This is a genomic window from Sphingomonas oligophenolica (assembly GCF_039522915.1).
In the GTDB taxonomy this organism is placed as follows: Bacteria; Pseudomonadota; Alphaproteobacteria; order Sphingomonadales; family Sphingomonadaceae; genus Sphingomonas; species Sphingomonas oligophenolica.
Map to the genome: position 1 here is coordinate 1 of NZ_BAAAEH010000079.1, position 731 is coordinate 731.

General features: G+C 63.5%; 1 protein-coding gene. It reads left to right on the plus strand.

Translation table 11 applies throughout. The annotated features are described in order from the left end of the window. Nucleotides 1–731: 5-aminolevulinate synthase (gene hemA, locus ABD050_RS28970; RefSeq protein WP_343893062.1), on the plus strand; the 731-nt coding region annotated here is incomplete at both ends.

Here is a 731-nt window from a genome sequence, read left to right on the forward strand (position 1 = left end):
TTGCGCAACAAGGGGTCGTTCCCGAACGCGCGCTGCTTTGCCGGGCATAACGGCCCCAAGCCGATCACGGTGTGGTGCTCGAACGACTATCTGGCGATGGGCCAGCATCCGAGCGTGATCGCGGCGATGGAAGAGGCGCTGCACGATGTGGGCGCAGGCTCGGGCGGCACGCGCAACATCGGCGGCAACACGCATTACCATGTCGATCTGGAGGGCGAGCTTGCCGATCTCCACGGCAAGCAAGGGGCTTTGCTCTTCACCTCGGGCTATGTCTCGAACGAGGCGACGCTGGCGACCTTGGCCAAGATCCTGCCGGGCTGCATCATCTTTTCCGACGAGCTGAACCATGCCTCGATGATTGCGGGCATCCGCAACTCGGGGTGCGAGAAGCATGTCTTCCGCCACAATGATCTCGAGCATCTGGAAGAACTGCTCGCCGCGGTCGATCCGAATGTGCCCAAGCTGATCGCCTTCGAGAGCGTCTATTCGATGGAGGGCGACATCGCCCCGATCGCTGCGATCTGCGATCTCGCCGACAAGTACAGCGCGCTCACCTATCTCGACGAAGTCCATGCGGTGGGCATGTACGGCGCGCGCGGCGGCGGCATCTCCGAGCGCGACGGCGTCGCCGACCGGCTGACGATCATCGAGGGTACGCTCGGCAAGGCGTTCGGGGTGATGGGCGGCTACATCACCGCCGACCAGACGATCATCGACGTGATCCGCTCCTA